Origin of the sequence: Streptomyces sp. NPDC051921 (assembly GCF_040680975.1) — a bacterium.
GTDB lineage: Bacteria > Actinomycetota > Actinomycetes > Streptomycetales > Streptomycetaceae > Streptomyces.
Genome location: NZ_JBFAXU010000008.1, coordinates 1 through 13,800, shown reverse-complemented (window position 1 = coordinate 13,800; position 13,800 = coordinate 1). Strand labels below are relative to the sequence as shown.

The 13,800-nt window shown below is 72.8% G+C and carries 16 protein-coding genes and 1 pseudogene; 6 read left to right on the top strand and 11 right to left on the bottom strand.

Going from position 1 to position 13,800, the window contains the following annotated elements; all coding sequences use genetic code 11:
* Window positions 1-23: 23 nt before the first annotated feature.
* On the top strand, window positions 24-434 hold the full coding sequence (locus AB0M16_RS12710) for a Fur family transcriptional regulator (protein ID WP_365341864.1): 411 nt from the start codon (window positions 24-26) through the stop codon (window positions 432-434).
* 76 nt (window positions 435-510) lie between these two features.
* On the opposite strand, the gene AB0M16_RS12705 is transcribed toward AB0M16_RS12710, so the two are convergent.
* The 6 genes from AB0M16_RS12705 to AB0M16_RS12680 all read right to left on the bottom strand — a co-directional run bounded on the left by AB0M16_RS12705 (window position 511) and on the right by AB0M16_RS12680 (window position 4,802).
* On the bottom strand, window positions 511-1,017 hold the full coding sequence (locus AB0M16_RS12705) for a YcxB family protein (protein WP_365341862.1): 507 nt from the start codon (window positions 1,015-1,017) through the stop codon (window positions 511-513).
* A 20-nt stretch (window positions 1,018-1,037) separates the two neighbouring features.
* Window positions 1,038-1,862 carry an isoprenyl transferase gene (locus tag AB0M16_RS12700; RefSeq protein ID WP_365341860.1) on the bottom strand — a complete coding sequence of 275 codons (825 nt, stop codon included), beginning with the start codon at window positions 1,860-1,862 and terminating at the stop codon, window positions 1,038-1,040.
* Between the two features lie 13 nt (window positions 1,863-1,875).
* Window positions 1,876-2,625 (bottom strand): DNA repair protein RecO, encoded by a 750-nt coding sequence (recO, locus tag AB0M16_RS12695; RefSeq protein WP_365341858.1) that lies wholly within the window; start codon window positions 2,623-2,625, stop codon window positions 1,876-1,878.
* A 223-nt stretch (window positions 2,626-2,848) separates the two neighbouring features.
* Window positions 2,849-3,064 (bottom strand): hypothetical protein, encoded by a 216-nt coding sequence (locus AB0M16_RS12690; RefSeq protein WP_365341856.1) that lies wholly within the window; start codon window positions 3,062-3,064, stop codon window positions 2,849-2,851.
* Between the two features lie 406 nt (window positions 3,065-3,470).
* Window positions 3,471-4,052, bottom strand: a complete 582-nt coding sequence (locus tag AB0M16_RS12685; RefSeq protein ID WP_365341854.1) for an ATP-dependent Clp protease proteolytic subunit — start codon at window positions 4,050-4,052, stop codon at window positions 3,471-3,473.
* A 57-nt stretch (window positions 4,053-4,109) separates the two neighbouring features.
* The gene (locus tag AB0M16_RS12680; protein WP_365341852.1) at window positions 4,110-4,802 is read right to left on the bottom strand and encodes a TOPRIM nucleotidyl transferase/hydrolase domain-containing protein; all 693 of its coding nucleotides are present in this window, start codon (window positions 4,800-4,802) and stop codon (window positions 4,110-4,112) included.
* Window positions 4,803-4,886: 84 nt separating this feature from the next.
* Between AB0M16_RS12680 and AB0M16_RS12675 the strand changes: the two genes are divergently transcribed.
* Both AB0M16_RS12675 and AB0M16_RS12670 read left to right on the top strand, forming a co-directional pair.
* Entirely contained in the window at window positions 4,887-5,159 is a 273-nt protein-coding gene (locus tag AB0M16_RS12675) for a hypothetical protein (protein WP_365341850.1), read from the top strand.
* A gap of 18 nt (window positions 5,160-5,177) precedes the next feature.
* Window positions 5,178-5,438, top strand: a pseudogene (locus tag AB0M16_RS12670) (GNAT family protein); the annotation flags it as partial.
* A 78-nt stretch (window positions 5,439-5,516) separates the two neighbouring features.
* On the opposite strand, the gene AB0M16_RS12665 reads toward AB0M16_RS12670, so the two are convergent.
* Both AB0M16_RS12665 and AB0M16_RS12660 read right to left on the bottom strand, forming a co-directional pair.
* A complete protein-coding gene (locus AB0M16_RS12665; protein WP_365341848.1) occupies window positions 5,517-6,317 on the bottom strand; it encodes an alpha/beta hydrolase in 801 nt (266 codons plus the stop codon).
* 61 nt (window positions 6,318-6,378) lie between these two features.
* Window positions 6,379-7,050: a DUF4097 family beta strand repeat-containing protein gene (locus AB0M16_RS12660; protein WP_365341846.1), complete on the bottom strand. Its 672-nt coding sequence runs from the start codon at window positions 7,048-7,050 to the stop codon at window positions 6,379-6,381.
* A 248-nt stretch (window positions 7,051-7,298) separates the two neighbouring features.
* On the opposite strand from AB0M16_RS12660, the gene AB0M16_RS12655 reads away from it, so the two are divergent.
* Entirely contained in the window at window positions 7,299-8,033 is a 735-nt protein-coding gene (locus tag AB0M16_RS12655; RefSeq protein ID WP_365341844.1) for a helix-turn-helix domain-containing protein, read from the top strand.
* Window positions 8,034-8,054: 21 nt separating this feature from the next.
* On the opposite strand, the gene AB0M16_RS12650 is transcribed toward AB0M16_RS12655, so the two are convergent.
* Complete coding sequence (locus AB0M16_RS12650; RefSeq protein WP_365341842.1) at window positions 8,055-8,513, bottom strand: hypothetical protein; 459 nt, start codon at window positions 8,511-8,513, stop codon at window positions 8,055-8,057.
* A gap of 222 nt (window positions 8,514-8,735) precedes the next feature.
* Between AB0M16_RS12650 and AB0M16_RS12645 the strand changes: the two genes are divergently transcribed.
* Complete coding sequence (locus AB0M16_RS12645) at window positions 8,736-10,109, top strand: FAD-dependent oxidoreductase (RefSeq protein WP_365341840.1); 1,374 nt, start codon at window positions 8,736-8,738, stop codon at window positions 10,107-10,109.
* 71 nt (window positions 10,110-10,180) lie between these two features.
* Window positions 10,181-11,713 carry a LuxR family transcriptional regulator gene (locus tag AB0M16_RS12640; RefSeq protein ID WP_365341838.1) on the top strand — a complete coding sequence of 511 codons (1,533 nt, stop codon included), beginning with the start codon at window positions 10,181-10,183 and terminating at the stop codon, window positions 11,711-11,713.
* A gap of 174 nt (window positions 11,714-11,887) precedes the next feature.
* On the opposite strand, the gene AB0M16_RS12635 is transcribed toward AB0M16_RS12640, so the two are convergent.
* Window positions 11,888-12,580, bottom strand: a complete 693-nt coding sequence (locus AB0M16_RS12635; protein WP_365341836.1) for a TerB family tellurite resistance protein — start codon at window positions 12,578-12,580, stop codon at window positions 11,888-11,890.
* Between the two features lie 132 nt (window positions 12,581-12,712).
* Window positions 12,713-13,800: choice-of-anchor A family protein (locus AB0M16_RS12630; RefSeq protein ID WP_365341834.1), on the bottom strand; the 1,088-nt coding region annotated here is incomplete at its 5' end.

Below are 13,800 nucleotides of genomic sequence, written 5' to 3'. Positions count from 1 at the left end.
GACAAGGATTCAAGGAGGCCCGCGTGACGACGGCAGGACCCCCCGTACGTGGCCGCTCGACCAAGCAGCGGGCCGCCGTGTCGGCGGCGCTGAACGAGGTGGACGAGTTCCGCAGCGCCCAGGAGCTGCACGACATGCTCAAGCACCGCGGCGACTCCGTCGGCCTCACCACCGTCTACCGCACGCTCCAGTCCCTGGCCGAGGCCGGTGAGGTCGACGCCCTGCGCACCAGCGACGGCGAGACGGTCTACCGCCGCTGCTCGACGGGCGACCACCACCACCATCTGGTCTGCCGCGTCTGCGGCAAGGCCGTGGAGGTCGAGGGCCCGGCCGTGGAGCAGTGGGCCGAGACGATCGCCGCGGAGCACGGCTTCGTGAACGTGGCCCACACCGTGGAGATCTTCGGCACCTGCGCGGAGTGCGCGGCGAAGTGACCTGACGCACGAGGTGACATACGGCTGGGGCCCGAACCGGACGATTCCGGTACGGGCCCCAGCCGCATGTACGGCCTCAGATCCGGTCGATGTTCCGGTCCAGGAGCGCGCGGAGCCGGTCGACGTCGGCGGCGTCGGCGAGCGCGCGCTTGGGCAGCGCGGCCAGGCCCACGCGGCCCTTGTCGCCGGAGAACAGCACGAACTGCGTCGGGGTCTCGGCGTACCGGGGCGTGAGCTGCCAGCCGGCCACGACCTCGCAGTCCTGGCTCGTCCACCGGACCCCGGCCTCGTCGACCCTGGCCCGGTGCTCACCCTGCCGGGCGATCATGGCGTACAACTGCCGGGTGGTGAGCAGGCGGCTCAGCGGTACGAGGACGGCCGAGAGCAGCCCGAGCGCGCCCATGAGGACCGCGCCCCCGGTGTCCGGTTCGCCGGGCCCGGTCAGCAGCAGGGCGACGGCCAGGAACGCCAGGGCGGCGGCGACCGGCAGCAGCCACCGCAGCAGCCGGAACGAGCCGTGCCGCGTCTGCACCCGCACCGCGTCGGCGATGTCCGCACGCGTCGGCGTGTAGACCAGTTCCACCGCTTACCCCCCAGCTCTCGTCAGGCCTTGTCGAGGACGGCCAGGTCGGCCGGGTCCACCCCGCCGAAGCGCCGGTCGCGCTGGGCGTACTCGACGCAGGCGCGCCACAGGTCGCGGCGGTCGAAGTCGGGCCACAGGACGTCCTGGAAGACCATCTCGGCGTACGCGCTCTGCCAGATCAGGTAGTTCGACGTGCGCTGCTCGCCGCTGGGCCGCAGGAAGAGGTCGACGTCCGGCATGTCCGGGTAGTAGAGGTACTTCTGGATGGTCTTCTCGGAGACCTTCGCGGGGTCGAGCCGGCCGGCCTTCACGTCCTCCGCCAGCGCCTGCGCCGCGTCCGCGAGCTCCGCCCGGCCGCCGTAGTTCATGCAGAAGTACAGCGTGAGCTTCGTGTTGTCCTTGGTCTGCTCCTGGGCGACCTGGAGCTCCTTGGCCACCGACTTCCACAGCTTGGGCATGCGGCCCACCCAGCGCACCCGGATGCCCAGCTCGTCGAGCTGGTCGCGGGTCTTGCGGATGAAGTCCCGGTTGAAGTTCATGAGGAAGCGCACCTCCTCGGGCGAGCGCTTCCAGTTCTCCGTGGAGAAGGCGTACAGCGAGATCGAGCCCACGCCCATCTCGATCGCGCCCTGGAGCACGTCGAGCACCTGCTCCGCGCCGACCTTGTGCCCCTCGGTGCGCGGCAGACCACGCTCCTTGGCCCACCGGCCGTTACCGTCCATGACGATCGCGACGTGCTCGGGCACGAGCTCCGGCTGGAGCTTCGGCGGGCGGGCACCGGAGGGGTGCGGCTCGGGGGTGCTGTACTCCCGTCGCTGCCGCCCGAGGAGTCGTGCGATGGCCATGACGTGGTCTCTCCTAGCTCTTCTCTACGTACCGCAGCGAGCGCAGCCCGCGCTCCAGGTGCCAGTGCAGATAGGCGGACACGAGCCCGCTGCCCTCCCTGACGTGACGCGGCTCGGCCGCGTCCGCCGTCTCCCAGTCGCCCGTGAGCAGCGCGCTGAGCAGGCCTACGGCCTCCGCTGAGGGTACGACGCTTCCGGGCACCCGGCAGTCCCCGCATATGACTCCGCCCGCCGCGACCGAAAAGAAGCGGTTCGGGCCGGTGAGTCCGCATTTCGCACAGTCCTCGAAGCTGGGCGCGTAGCCGTTCACGGCGAGCGAGCGCAGCAGGAACGCGTCGAGGATCAGGTGCGGGGCGTGCTCCCCGCGCGCGAGCGTCCGCAGCCCGCCCACGAGCAACAGGTACTGCTGCACGGCCGGCTCGCCCTCGTGGTCGGTGAACCGTTCCGCCGTCTCCAGCATCGCGGTGCCGGCGGTGTAGCGGGCGTAGTCGGTGACGATCCCGCTGCCGTACGCGGCGATGGTCTCGCTCTGCGTGCACAGCGGCAGCCCCCGCCCGACCAGCTCACTCCCCCGGGCGAAGAACTGCACGTCCACGTGCGAGAACGGTTCGAGCCGCGCCCCGAACTTCGACTTGGTCCGGCGCACCCCGCGCGCGACGGCGCGTACGCGTCCGTGACCGCGCGTGAGGAGGGTGATGATGCGGTCCGCTTCACCCAGCTTCTGGGTGCGCAGCACGATGCCGTCGTCGCGGAACAGACTCATGGAGCCATTCTCCCGTACGGGAGGAGTGCTCAGGGGTGCCCTTGTCCCTTCCGGAGGCGCAGCCGGGCCGGGCCTGCCACGGAACTGCTCCACGGCCGCGCGTTCCAGGTCCCGCGGGCCGGACCAGGGACCCGTCCCAGCCGCCGGGCGGCCTCGTCTCGGCGGCCCACGGCGCGGCAGGCGAGGGCGAGCTCGCTCGCCGACTCCGCCTCCGTCCCCGGCTTCACGGCACTTCTCCGCGACTGCGGGCGTTGGCGTGCGCCGTCGCCGCGCTCAGCCGCTCGGCGACGGTCGCGACCCGCACCCCGTCCGGCTCGCAGTCCCACTCGCGCCCGCCCCCGATGGGGCGGACCTGAAGGCAGGAGCCCTCGTGCCCCATGACCGTGCCGACCTTTCCCGTACGGATGTCGACGACGTACGCACCGATGGGCGGCTCCATGCGCATCCCCCTTCGTTGATGAGCGCCACGACGAGCGCACAGGCGCGCGCCGCGCAATTCCTTCACCACCTCGCGCGCCCCGCGCGCCACTTCCGAAGACCGCATGCTGTCTCTTTCACCAACGCGTTCCGCTCCGAATCCATTTCCCGTTTACCACATCCAGAATGGGTACGGATCCGTACAATCGCGGGACTCGCCGGGGCGACAAATCTGGTGCGGGGCCCGGGGGTTAATCCCTGGCCAAGGGCAAACAGCAGGCAGGGCGGCGGGTCTCGACGGAGCCACCGCCCGACATCAGGAATCCGCGACCGGACCCGACGGGAATTCGTGGAGGTCCTGTGAACCAGCGGTATTCGGTTCGCGACGCCCCCTTTGACTGCGGCGGGTGGCCGCCGTGAAGTGAGCGTCACGAGGCCGGATCCAGCACGTGGTCGATCAGGCCGTATTCCTTGGCCTCCGCGGGCGTGAGCCAGCGGTCGTCGGCGAAGTCGGCGGCGACCTGGGCCGCTTCGCGGCCGGTGTGGAGGGCGAGGAGGTCCGTGATGCGGGTGCGCGTGTGGTGCAGTTCGGCGATGCCCACGTCGTCCGTGTCGCCGGCGTCGGCGTCGGCGAAGGACGGCAGGTGCAGCATCATGCGGGTGTGGGGCAGGGCGTACCGCTTGCCGGGCGTACCGGCGGCGACGAGGAACTGGGCCATCGATGCGCAGTAGCCGAGCCCGATGGTGACGACGTCGTTCCTGATGTGCTGCATCGTGTCGTAGATCGCCAGGCCGGCCGGCACCGACCCGCCCGTGGAGTTGACGTAGAGGGTGACGGGGCGGTCGCCCTCGGCGGCCAGGAGCAGCAGCTGCGCCGTGATCCGGCCGGCGGTGTCGTGGGTGATCGGCGTGGAAATGTGGAGGACGCGGTGGCGCAGGAGGCGTTCGACGACGGCGTCCGCCTCGGCTGCGGTGTCGTGGGCCGTGGTGTCCTGGGAGTCGGCGGGCATGCGGTGATGCCTTCCACCCGGCCGCTCCGCTCCTCACGTGCCGTGCCGCCGATCGGCTCACAGGCCGGCGAAGAGCCCTTCCAGCGGCGCGGGGACGCGGTCGGGATCGAGGGCCTCCACGAGGACCCGGCCGTAGTGGATCTTGCGCCCCTTCTTCGTGCCGAAGAAGCGCCGCAGCTGCTGGTGCGGCGCCCGGCCCTGCTGTGCGGGCTGGCGCAGGAAGGTGCGCAGGGGCCGCTCCTCGCCCTGCTCCCGGACGAGCTCCGTCACGCGTGGGACTCCCAGCGCGCGGATCAGCTCGTCCTCGAGGTCGGCCGCGCAGACGAAGAAGCCCTGCCCCTCCGCGCCGGCCCGCTCCAGGGCCCGGGCGTAGTAGTCGCGCTCCCGCTCGTCGCACAGGCCGACGAGCCGGAGGCCGAGGCCGGCCGGCCCGAGCAGGCGGGCGAAGCGCCCGACGCTCATCGCGCCGCCGATCGGCAGGACGCAGACCCCCTCGGCCGCCAGGTCACGCCCGCGGCGCTCGGCCAGCGCGTCGACCGCGGCCACGTCGCTCAGTCCTTCGAGCAGGACCACCGTCCGTACGGGCAGGCGCGCGGCGAGTTCACGCGCGGGGCCCTCGGGGTCTCCCGCCGCGGACCCCCCTGCCGTGAAGCCGACGGCCGCGGACCCACCTCGCGCCAAGCCGCCTGCCGCGGAGTCGCTCACCGCCCAGGCGAGGACCGCTTCCCGGAACGCCCCCATGTCATCCATGGGGCGAGTCTGCGTCCTCCCCCGGCTCGCGTGCCATCGGATATCCGCTTGCCCGCGTGACCCGTGCCTGGCGATGCTCGCCGCATGGACCTACCCGAGCAGCTGTCGCAGCCCCCGCAGGTCATCGAGGTGGACGACCGCCTCACCCTCCGCCGCTTCGTCGACCCGGCGGACCTCCCCGCACTGCACCGGCTCATCGAGGAGTCCCTCGACCATCTGCGCCCGTGGATGGAGTGGGTGTCCGAGCACAGCGCAGCGCGCACCGCGGCCTTCCTCTCGCGGCGGGCCGAACGGTGGGAGAGCGGGGAGGAGTTCACGTACGCCGTCGTGCTCGACGGCGGGATCTCCGGCGCGTGACAGCTCCACCGGCGCGAGGACACCCCGGGCGACGCCTACGAGATCGGCTACTGGCTGCATCCCGCCGCCACCGGCCGGGGCGTGGCCACCCGGGCCGCGCGCGCCCTGACCGAGCAGGCGCTCGGGCTGCCCGGCGTCGATCAGGTCCTCATCGTGCACGACCCGGCCAACCACGCCAGCGGCGCGGTCCCCGCCCGGCTCGGCTTCACGGAGGAGGGGCGGCTGCGGGACGGGGACGCGGAGTTCCGGGTCTGGCGGCTGACGCGGTCCGAGGGCTGACCCGCAGGCCCGGCCGGAACCGGCGCCGGGATGCACCGGGCTCTGGTGGGCGGGCGGGGCGGACGCCCGACGGGGCGCTCAGCGCGCCGCACGGTCGAGGGTCGCGACCTCGCGCACCGCAGCGGCGACCGCGCGGAAGTCCTTGCGCAGGATGGCGCCGTGGTTGCTCGCGACCTTGGCGCTCACTTCGATGTGCGGGTTGCGGGCGGTCACCGCGTCGAGGCCGGCGCGGATCCGCTCCTGCTCGTCCCCGCGGCTGCCGAGGGACGTCCCCGAGGCGAGCACGTAGCGCGTCGGGACGACGACGGAGTCGAGGACGGCGCCCAGCTCGCGCTCGCCGCCGAGCCTGCCGAGCTCGATGTTGCTCTCCGCCTGCTCCTCGGCGGTGAGGCGAGGGGCCAGGCCCGTCGGGCGCAGCAGCGGCAGGAACCAGCTCATCCGCCGGAACATCTTCCGGATCCGCTCCTCCATGGCCTCGTCCATCCAGTCGTAGGGGCACGCGCCGTCGACCAGGACCACCCCCATGGCGCGCTCCGGGTTCCGGGCTGCCCAGTGGGCCCCGACGTACGCGCCGTAGGACCAGCCCACCAGCAGCGCCCGGTCGACGCCCCGGGCCGCGAGGACCGCGTCGACGTCACGGACGGCGGCCTCGAAGGAGTAGTCGGCCGAACGGCCGGACTTGCGGCCGCGGCCGCGCTCGTCGTAGGTGATGTGCCGCCAGTCCGGGCCCAGCTCGTCGAGGACCCGCCGCCAGTAGCCCTGCGTGGCGAACTGGCCGTTCAGGTAGATCACGGGGATGCCGGGGCCGCCGCTGTCGGTGACGGCCAGAGCGGTGTCGTCCACCGGCACCATGCCGGTCCACGCGGTGTTGCTGGTCATGACGTGCCCTCCGGGCTGGATGGGGATGGGACGGGGAGATGGGGTGCAGCGGGTGGGGGGATCAGATGCTGCAGGCGTCGACGTTGCCGTAGCCGGTGGTGGCCTCGATGTTCAGGCCGGCGGCGGCACCCTCGGCGTTCCTGAGGGTGTTGCGGATCCGGCCGTAGCCGGTGCCCGCGTCGAGGGAGGCGGAGACTCCGGCGGCGGCGCCGACCGAGATGTCGCCCATCTGGGTGCGCAGGACGACCGCGCCGCGGCGGGCCTCGCTGATCCGGATGTCGCCCTTGCCGGTGCTGATGTCGGCGGGGCCGGTGAGGCGGCCGACCGTGACATCGCCGCCGGAGGTGGTGACGCTGAGGCCCGCGGCCTCGTCGATCTTGATGGCGCCCTGGGCGCCCTCGAAGGCGACCTCGCCGAAGCGGCCCACGCCCCGGAACTCGGCGCACGAGGACGTCACACCGACCTGGGACCCGGCGGGGAGCTGGACCGTGATCTCGACGGAACCCGACGGGCCGAAGTACTGCTTCCTGCCGTCCGGGGCCGCGATCCGCAGGACGCCGTCGGCGTAGTCGACCGTGGTCTGCTCGGCCGCCTTCACGTCGCGGCTCTTGGAGGCGTTGGCCGGGAGGACCTCGACGGTGGCGTCGGCCCGGTCGGCGGCGATGAACTGCACGCGCCCGGCGGGGAAGTCGATGACCGCGGCGATCGGGGCGGGGGTGGCGAACTTCTGCATCGTTCTCTCCTCTGGAATGCTGCGTCCGGAATCTCGCGCTCGTCGTTTCTGACACCGGAAACGCTACGTTGCTTTCCAATGCGCGGCAACGCTCTTGTTGCGCAGAATCAGAATCGGTGCAGCTCAGAGATTGAATATCGTTGCAACGGGCGCGGCTCTAATGCAACGCTCCCGATCCCTCGCGTTGCATTGGATGAGATGTGAACGCTATGCTGACGACGTCACGGACACACGAGAGGGAGACCGCGATGCCGGGAGGCCGACTCACCCAGCAGGAACGCCAGCAGATCGCGCTGGGGGTGGCCGACGGGCTCGCCTACGCGGAGATCGCCAGGCGCCTCGACCGCCCCACGTCAACGGTCACGCGCGAGGTCATGCGCAACGGCGGCCCGACCGCCTACCGCGCCGACCTGGCCCACCGCGCGACCGAGCGCCGCGCCCACCGGCGCAAGCCGGCCGCCCCGCGCGGGGCGCAGGCGCCCGAGCTGGGGCACGGCCGCGACGCCGAGGCGGTGCGCGAGTACGAGGAGGTCTTCACCACCCTCCTCATGCAGCAGGGCCTGCCCAAGATGATGTCCCGGGTGCTGACCTGCCTGTTCACCACCGACGAAGGCAGCCTTACCGCCGCCGAACTCGTCCAGCGCCTGGAGGTCAGCCCGGCGTCCGTCTCCAAGGCCGTCGCCTTCCTCGAACAGCAGGGCCTGATCCGCCGCGAACAGGGCGAGGGCCGCCGCGAGCGCTACGCCGTCGACGACGACGTCTGGTACCAGTCGATGATCTCCGCCGCCCAGGCCAACGCCCAGCTCGCCCGGACCGCCCGGCAGGGCGTCGGCGTCCTCGGCCCCGACACCCCGGCCGCCGTCCGCCTGGAGAACATCGCCCGCTTCGTCGACTTCGTCGCCGAGAGCATCATGCGCTCCGCGGAACAGGCCCGCGACATCCTCTCCACGAAGCGCCCGCCGAGCGACCCCGCCGCCGAGTGACGGCCCGCTTCGGGTGGCGCCCTACTTGATGAGCGCGTTGGCGACCGCGATGGCCAGGCCGATCGTCGCGTCCGCGAGGCCCACCAGCACGGCCGAGCCGCGCCGGTAGCCGGACTTCAGGGCGGCGAACGTCCCCCAGGCCCCGAGCAGCAGGGTGTTGAGCGTCAGCCCGACCGTGGTGACGGGGCCCTCGTCCCAGTCCGCGACACCCGCCAGGAGGAGCAGCACGACCGTGGGGACGACGGCGATCACCAGAGGCCATTCGTCCCCCAGGGCGGTGAGGAGGCGCCGCCAGCGCACCCACGCACTGCCGGTGTGGTGGGTCGCCATGTGGTGCGCGTAGCCGTGGACGAGACCGGCGGCGATGGCCGTCACCAGGATCCACAGCGCGTCGTAGAGGGGGGTGAACCGTTCACCCTCGCTCTGCAGGGCGGCCAGCAGCGCACTCGCCAGGACCGTGCCGTAAATGCCGCCAAACATCCAATTTCGCATGGAAACCCACCCTAACGGACGCGTGAATTCCCCCCGAGGAGCCATAAGTCCGATATCAACACCTGAACCCAGGCTTCCCTTTGGGATCTCATAAGTCCGCCTTATGAGGCCATAGACCGGGGGCGGGTACCGGATCATTTCCGGTGTTATTTAGGGTGACCTAAGTGCGGCGATCCCTCGCCGCCGCTCGCTTGCGAAGGGAAACCCGTCATGCCCCGCCCCCTCCGGGTCGCGATCGTCGGCGCCGGCCCCGCCGGGATCTACGCCGCTGATGCGCTGCTGAAGTCCGAGGCCGCCGCCGAACCGGGCGTGTCCATCGACCTCTTCGAGCGGATGCCCGCGCCGTTCGGCCTCATCCGCTACGGCGTCGCGCCCGACCACCCGCGCATCAAGGGCATCATCACCGCCCTCCACCAGGTGCTCGACAAGCCGCAGGTCCGCCTCTTCGGCAACGTGAACTACGGCACCGACGTCCACCTCGACGACCTGCGCTCCTTCTACGACGCGGTGGTCTTCTCCACCGGCGCGATGTTCGACCGCGAGCTGCGCATCCCCGGTGTCGACCTCGACGGCTCCCTCGGCGCCGCCGACTTCGCCTCCTGGTACGACGGGCACCCGGACGTCCCGCGCACCTGGGACCTCTCCGCCGAGAAGGTCGCCGTCCTCGGCGTCGGCAACGTGGCCCTCGACATCGCCCGCATCCTCGCCAAGACCGCCGAGGAGCTGCTGCCGACCGAGATCCCGCCGAACGTCCACGAGGGCCTCAAGGCCAACAAGGCCGTGGAGATCCACGTCTTCGGCCGTCGCGGCCCGGCCCAGGCCAAGTTCAGCCCCATGGAGCTGCGCGAGCTGGACCACTCCCCCAACATCGAGGTCATCGTCAACCCCGAGGACATCGACTACGACGAGGGCTCCATCGCCGAGCGGCGCAAGAACAAGCAGACCGACATGGTCGCCAAGACCCTGGAGAACTGGGCGATCCGCGACATCGGCGACCGTCCGCACAAGCTCTTCCTGCACTTCTTCGAGTCCCCCGTCGAGATCCTCGGCGAGGACGGCAAGGTCGTCGGCCTGCGCACCGAGCGCACCGAGCTCGACGGCACCGGCAACGTCAAGGGCACCGGCCGGACCACCGACTGGGACGTCCAGGCCGTCTACCGCGCCGTCGGCTACCTCTCCGACGAGCTGCCCAAGCTCCCCTGGGACACCGTCAGCGGCACCGTCCCCGACGAGGGCGGCCGGGTCATCGAGGAGGGCGGCGCGCCCATGGCCTCCACCTACGTCACCGGCTGGATCCGGCGCGGCCCCGTCGGCCTCATCGGGCACACCAAGGGCGACGCCAACGAGACCGTGGCCAACCTGCTCGACGACCACGCCAACGGGCGCCTGCTCACCCCCGAGTCCCCGGAGGAGGACGCGGTCGTGTCCTTCCTGGAGGGCAAGGGCGTCACGTACACCACGTGGGAGGGCTGGTACCGGCTCGACGCCGCCGAGAAGGCGCTCGGCGAGCCGGAGGGCCGCGAGCGCGTGAAGATCGTCGAGCGCGAGGACATGCTGCGCGCCAGCGGCGTCGACCTCGGCTGACGCCCGGCGGGGCACACCCTGCCGCGACTCCTTCCCGGCCCTACTCTGAAAGGGCCGGGAAGGAGCCCGTCATGGCCGCCACTCTCACACGGGCCAGGGACGCGGCGGCCCGCGAGGACTGGGCCGGTGCGTACGCCCTCCTGCACGAGGCCGACCGGCATCCCACCGCGCCCCTCGGGCCCGGCGACCTCGACAGCCTCGCCGACTCCGCCTGGTGGTCCGGCCGCGTCGACGAGTCCGTCGCCGCCCGGCTGAGGGCCCACGCCGGGTACGTGGCGGAGGGCGACCGGCGGGGCGCGGGACTCACCGCGTGGTGGCTCTCCTTCGAGTACCGCCGCCTCGGCCGGCCCGCGGCCGCCGCCGGCTGGCTGCACCGGGCCCGGCACCATCTGGAGGGCCGGCCCGACGGCACCGGGCAGTGCCTCCTCGCCCTCACGGACACCGACGAGGCCCAGGAGCACCACGCCCCGGCCGCGGCCCTCGCCGCCGCACGGCGCATGACCCGGCTCGCCGACCGTTCCGGCAGCCCCGACCTGCTCGCCCTGAGCCGCCAGGCCGAGGCCTCCGTCCTGCTCGCACAGGGCCGCCGGGCCGAGGGGTTCGCGCTCCTCGACGACGCGATGCGCGCGGTCACCGCGGGCGAGCTGACCCGCCTGTTCACCGGCCGGCTGTTCTGCCTGGCCCTCGACCAGTGCATGGCCGCGGCCGACCTGGGGCGGGCGGTGGAGTGGACGGACGCGGCGATGGCGTGGTGCTCGGTGCCCTGGGCGCAGCACCTGGCGGCTCCCGGCGGAGCCTCCCGCAAGGGCCCGGCGCCGACCCCCTCCCCGCCTGCCGCTCCTGTTCCCGACAACCCCTTCCGCGGTCCGTGCCGCGTCCACCACGTCCAGGTGCTCGACCTGCGCGGCGAGTGGACGCGTGCGGAGGAGGAGGCACGGCTGGTCCACCACGAGGTCCTGCCAGACTCCCTCGACACCGCCGCCGCGGCCTCGTACGCGGCCGGGGACGTCCAGCGGCGCCAGGGCCGCCTGGCCGAGGCGGCCCGCTCGTACACCCGCGCCCACGAACTCGGGCGCGTCCCGCAGCCGGGGCTCGCGCTGCTCCGGCTCGCCGAGGGCCGCGCCGACGCCGCCCTCGCCGGGCTGCGGCTGGCCCTGGACTGCCAGACCGACCCCCTGCACGACCTCCTCGGACGGGCCCGACTGCTCGCCGCGCTCACCGAGGTGACCCTGGCGGTCGGCGAGACCGACGCCGCCGAGAAGGCGGTCCGGGAGCTGGAGGAGCTGGCGCCCGCCCGGGGCGCGCCACTGCTCACCGCCGTCGCCGCGACGGCCCGCGGGGCGCTGGCCCTCGCCCGGGGCGAACCGGCGCACCGGCCGCTGCGGCAGGCCCTCGCCCTGTGGCTGGAGCTGCGCGTGCCGTACGAGGCGGGGCGGGCGCGGCTGCTGCTCGCGGCGGCCGACCGGGCCGCCGGGGATCACGAGGCCGCCCGGCTCGAACTGGGCGCCGCCCGCGCGGTCTTCGAGCGCCTGGGCGCCGGACCCGACGCCCGCCGCGCCGCCGACCTGCTCTCAGGGGCGCGTACTCGCGGCCGGGTGTCCTGAGCCCGTCATGGCCGGAGCTCCGAGCCCGTGCCGCCCGGTCCGAGCCGGTCAGGCCCACCTGGGCGCGCGCACCGGCCCCGCCCACCCCGACCTGAGCGCGGCACCGCCGGGAGGCCGACCCCTCCGGCTCGACCACGCACGCGTGCCGTGCGTGTCGCGGGGATCCCCGAGGTGTCAGCTCACCGTGCGGGCCGTGGCCAGCAGTCGGGCCGTGTCGTCGGCGCACAGGGCGAGCGCGTTGCCGACCGTGCCGAGGACCTCTTGCTCGGCCGGGGTGTACGGACCGTCCGCGAGGGCGATCCGGGCGCCCTGCAGCAGGATCGATTCACGTCCCGACGGAGCCAGGTGCGGGGAGAGCGGTTCGAGGGCCTCGTGGAGCTCGATGGCGAGGGCCGCTCCCCCGCTGCTGACGTCCGGCAGGAAGCGGCCGGTGTCGGCGGCGAGGGCCTCGACCAGTTCGACGAGCTGGAGTCCGGTGCAGTCGGCGAAGCCGGCCGCCCGCACCGCTGCCGCGGCGGTGTCGACGGCGGTACGGGACGAGGTGCCGCCCGCGGCGAGCACGGCGAGCGCGACGGTGTGCACGGCGTCCCGGAGCATCCCGGAGAACCGGCTGGTCGTCGGGTGCGTCAGCACGTCCGTACCGAAGTGGGTGTGGCAGGCGGCGCACTCGACGACCGGGCCCGCGTGGCCCCGGGGCAGCAGCGGCACGCCCAGGAGGGCGAACCGGCGGCGGCCGGTGCGCCGCCGGTAGTTGCGGTCGCCGCCGCACTCCTCGCAGAAGAACTCGCCGTCGCCGATCGTGTTCCAGGAGGTGCGAATTCCGCAGAGAACCCTGCTCCGGTCCCGTGACTTCCGCGCTGACCGCACGCCGCACCTCCTTAACGTCCCGGCAACACTGCCGGCCGTGGCGTGATGTTAGCCACATCGATGATGTGGCGTCAGCACCTCGTCAGCAGAACGCCGAGGAGATGGCCGAGACCCGCCGGGCCCCGCCGGGGCTCAGGAAGCGCGCTTGCGCAGCTTCGCGAAGGCCAGGAAGCCGCCGCCCAGCAGGACGGCCGCTCCGGCGGCCCCCATCGCACCAGGTCCGAAGGCCGAGCCGGTCTGGGCGAGATCACCCTCCGGAGTGGACGACGGCGCGGGAGCCGGTGCCGCGGCCGAGGTGGACCGCGAGGGGGCCGGGGCGGAAGTGGCCGGGGAGGAGGGCTTCGGGGAGGCCGTCCCGGTGGGGGCCGGAGGGGCGGTCGGCACCGGGGTGTCGGTCGGCTTCGGCTTCTCCGGGGGGACGACGGGGCCGGGCTGCTTCCCGCCGGGCAGGCAGCCGGCGAAGTTCATCTGGTGGGTCTCGGCGCCGGGTACGGTGATCAGCCGCTCGGCGATCACGGAACCGTTCACATGACCGGGACCGACGCCCTTGCCGCCCATCTCGACGGTGGCGTTCGGCGCGAGGATGGTGCCCGGCCAGGAGGTGTAGTTCTTCTTCACGCTCTCGGCCTGCGGGAAGTTCCACAGCAGCTTGGCGCGGATCTGCCGGAACCCGTCGCCCGGCAGGTCGTAGTCGTCGATGACGGGGGCGCCGCTCTCGCCCTGGTAGTAGACGCCGTAGGTGGCCGAGGCGTTCATGTCGTACGCGGTACCGAGCACGTTCACCAGGGTCGAGGCGCCGGCGGGGACCTTCAGGGTGATCGCGCGGGCCTTCTGCAGGTCGGCGGCGCTCACGGCGAAGACGTTGAGCTGCTTGTCCGTGCCGGTGAGGAACAGCCCCTGGCCGCCCTGGTCGCTCGCGACGGTGCCGTTGGGGTCGACGGCCGCCCAGCCGGCGGACAGCGTGCGCAGGGAGCCGAACTCCTCGGCGAAGTCGATCGGCGAGGGGCCCTCCTCGACCTTGTCGCCGTCGACACCGAAGCCGGAGCCCTTGGTGGACCGGTCGACGACCTTGCCGGCGACGCCGGTGCCCTTGTCGAGGACGACCTGGTTCGCGTACAGCGTTCCGCCGACGACGAGGCTGTGGCCGCCGGGCAGGGCGGCGAGGTCACCGGAGGTGAGCCGGCTGCCGATGGAGAAGCCGGAGCGCTGCTCGGGGCTGC

What these genes read in the sequence shown, in the direction of transcription:
- AB0M16_RS12660 (WP_365341846.1), bottom strand. Translation starts at nt 7,050, where the DNA reads ATGCAGAAGTTCGCCACCCCCGCCCCGATCGCCGCGGTCATCGACTTC.
- AB0M16_RS12650 (WP_365341842.1), bottom strand. Translation starts at nt 8,513, where the DNA reads ATGTTTGGCGGCATTTACGGCACGGTCCTGGCGAGTGCGCTGCTGGCC.
- AB0M16_RS12675 (WP_365341850.1), top strand. Translation starts at nt 4,887, where the DNA reads ATGGACCTACCCGAGCAGCTGTCGCAGCCCCCGCAGGTCATCGAGGTG.
- AB0M16_RS12645 (WP_365341840.1), top strand. Translation starts at nt 8,736, where the DNA reads ATGCCCCGCCCCCTCCGGGTCGCGATCGTCGGCGCCGGCCCCGCCGGG.
- recO (WP_365341858.1), bottom strand. Translation starts at nt 2,625, where the DNA reads ATGAGTCTGTTCCGCGACGACGGCATCGTGCTGCGCACCCAGAAGCTG.
- AB0M16_RS12700 (WP_365341860.1), bottom strand. Translation starts at nt 1,862, where the DNA reads ATGGCCATCGCACGACTCCTCGGGCGGCAGCGACGGGAGTACAGCACC.
- AB0M16_RS12680 (WP_365341852.1), bottom strand. Translation starts at nt 4,802, where the DNA reads ATGGATGACATGGGGGCGTTCCGGGAAGCGGTCCTCGCCTGGGCGGTG.
- AB0M16_RS12690 (WP_365341856.1), bottom strand. Translation starts at nt 3,064, where the DNA reads ATGGAGCCGCCCATCGGTGCGTACGTCGTCGACATCCGTACGGGAAAG.
- AB0M16_RS12655 (WP_365341844.1), top strand. Translation starts at nt 7,299, where the DNA reads ATGCCGGGAGGCCGACTCACCCAGCAGGAACGCCAGCAGATCGCGCTG.
- AB0M16_RS12685 (WP_365341854.1), bottom strand. Translation starts at nt 4,052, where the DNA reads ATGCCCGCCGACTCCCAGGACACCACGGCCCACGACACCGCAGCCGAG.
- AB0M16_RS12640 (WP_365341838.1), top strand. Translation starts at nt 10,181, where the DNA reads ATGGCCGCCACTCTCACACGGGCCAGGGACGCGGCGGCCCGCGAGGAC.
- AB0M16_RS12665 (WP_365341848.1), bottom strand. Translation starts at nt 6,317, where the DNA reads ATGACCAGCAACACCGCGTGGACCGGCATGGTGCCGGTGGACGACACC.